The following is a 2,164-nucleotide window of genomic DNA, read 5'->3' as shown; positions in this document are numbered from 1 at the left end:
CTGGGTAAAACCACCATGGGGTATGGTGTAATTGGCAGCACGAGGGTTTCTGGTTCCCTTAGTCTAGGTTCGAGTCCTGGTACCCCAGCGCAGTAAAAAGCAGGCCCCCGTTGTGTAGCGGCCTAGCACGCCGCCCTCTCAAGGCGGTAGCGCCGGTTCGAATCCGGTCGGGGGTACAGCGAAACAAAAGAAATGCCCTCCGCTTCGGCGGGGGGCATTTTTGTGCGTCCTTCCGTCCCTCGCGGGGCGGCGGGATAATCCCGGCATGGTCCACGTCGGTGATCTGCGGCCCGGTGACCACGCGTGCCTGCTCTTCAGCTCGGACGAGGAGCGGGCCTCGATCCTGCGGGACTTCGTCCGCGGGGGCCTGGACGCCAAGGACAAGATCCTCTACCTGAGCGGTGCCGGGGACACGGCCCGACCCCCGGGGCTGCCCGAGGTGCCGGCGGGCCGGGTCGAGGTCGTACGGCTCGGGGAAATCCTCTCCGGCCGGGGGCGGTTGGAGCCCGCCGCCCTGTTGCGGAGGCTGCGGAGTGCCGCCGAGCGTTCCCGCCGGGAGGGCTATCGCGCCCTGCGGGTCGCCGGGGACCTGTGCGCCGCCGTCCACGACGAACGGGACGTCCGCCGGCTGCTGCGGTACGAGGCGCTGCTGGCCGAGGAGTTCAGGACGGGCCAGGCCCTGGCCGTCTGTCAGTACGACATCCGCCGCTGCGAGCCCGCCGCCCTGGCCGCCCTGGCCTCCGCCCACGCCGGGAGCGTCGAGGCGGATCCGCTGGTGCGCACCCCCGAACTGGTCGTCGCCCGGACCTACCGCCCCCAGGGGCTGCGGCTGGAGGGCCTCGTCGACGAGGGGGCACACCGCTGTCTGCGGGACGCCCTGCGGTCCGTGGCGGCGGTCCGGGGCGACGTCAGCCTGGAGATGTCCCGGGTGGAGTTCCTCGACCTCGGCGGGCTGCGGCTGCTGATGACCTTCGCCCGCGCCCGGGCCGCCCGCCACTGCACCGTGGAGCTCACCGGGCTGCGGCCGCATCTGCGGCAGGTCATCACGCTCGTGGGCTGGGACCGGACCCCCGGCCTCCGGCTGGGGGCCGGGCATGGGCGGGACTGACCCCGGTACCGGCACCGGTTTCGTCCACCACGCCTGCCTCTACGGCACGGACGAGGAGTTCCTGGCGACGGCGGTGCCCTTCGCCCTCGACGGGCTGACGGCGGGGGAGCCCGTCCTCGCCGCCACGACACCCGCCAACATCGAGCTGCTGCGGGGGGCGCTGGGGGAGCGGGCGGGGGAGCTGGACACGGCCGAGACGGCGTATTTCGGGCGCCGGCCCGTGGAGCGGGTGTCCGCGTTCCTCCGCTACCACGACCGCCGCTCCCGCCCCGGGCGGCGGCTGCGGATCCTGGCCGAGCCCATGTGGGGCGGGAAGTCCGCGCGCCAGATCGCCGAGTGGAAGCGGATGGAGTCGGGGCTCAATGTGCTGCTGGCCGGGCTGCCGGTCTGGATGATCTGCCCGTACGACACCAGGGCCGTGCCCGGTGACGTGGCTCACGCGGCCCGGGCCACCCACCCGGCGCGGGTGGACGGGTGCCTGGTGACGCCCTGCGCCGAATTCACGGACCCGGGCGCGTACGCGGCCGCCGTGCCGCCGCCGCGCCTGCCCGCGCCGCCGGGGGCGGCCCGGGCGGGGCCCACGGGGCGGATCGCGGAGATCCGGTCCTTCGCCCGTGACCGGGCGGGGGCGGCCGGGCTACGGGGGGAGCGGCTGGGGCTGGCGGTGCTGGGGGTGTGCGAGGCGGCGGGGTATCTGCTGGCGGGCGGGGGCGTGCGCCTTGGCGTACGGGCCTGGGAGGAGCCGGGGGTGCTCGTGTACGAGCTGTTGGGTGCCCCCGTGGCACCGGTGCCCGCCTTCGCCGGCTTCCGCCCGCCGGGGGCGGAGCCGCACCCCGAGGACGGGCTGTGGCTGGCGCGGACGCTGAGCGAATCGCTGGACGTGTGGACGCGGGGTTCGCTGGCGCGGCTCACCCTCCGCATCGCGGGCCCCCGGGACGCGGAGGGTGAGCCCCGGCCCCGCGGGCCCGGCGCCGGGGTGGGCGGGGGGGGGGGGCCCGGGCCCGAGCACCCCTCACCACAACGCGACGGAAGACAAAGCAACACGAGACACAGGCA

The 2,164-nt window shown here is 74.7% G+C and carries 2 protein-coding genes and 2 tRNA genes; all 4 read left to right on the top strand.

Annotated elements, in window-relative coordinates; all coding sequences use genetic code 11:
- Positions 1-16 precede the first annotated feature (16 nt).
- Positions 17-88 (top strand) — tRNA-Gln (locus AB0E98_RS07545).
- A gap of 15 nt (positions 89-103) precedes the next feature.
- A tRNA-Glu gene (locus AB0E98_RS07540) sits at positions 104-176 on the top strand.
- 89 nt (positions 177-265) lie between these two features.
- On the top strand, positions 266-1,108 hold the full coding sequence (locus tag AB0E98_RS07535; protein ID WP_361699618.1) for an MEDS domain-containing protein: 843 nt from the start codon (positions 266-268) through the stop codon (positions 1,106-1,108).
- On the top strand, positions 1,095-2,164 hold a 1,070-nt coding region (locus AB0E98_RS07530), incomplete at its 3' end, for an MEDS domain-containing protein (RefSeq protein ID WP_361699616.1). The genes AB0E98_RS07535 and AB0E98_RS07530, both read left to right, overlap by 14 nt.

Source organism: Streptomyces sp. NPDC037389 (genome assembly GCF_040636475.1).
Lineage (GTDB): Bacteria > Actinomycetota > Actinomycetes > Streptomycetales > Streptomycetaceae > Streptomyces > Streptomyces hesseae.
This window is presented reverse-complemented; position numbering and strand designations above follow the sequence as displayed.

What these genes read in the sequence shown, in the direction of transcription:
- AB0E98_RS07535 (WP_361699618.1), top strand. Translation starts at nt 266, where the DNA reads ATGGTCCACGTCGGTGATCTGCGGCCCGGTGACCACGCGTGCCTGCTC.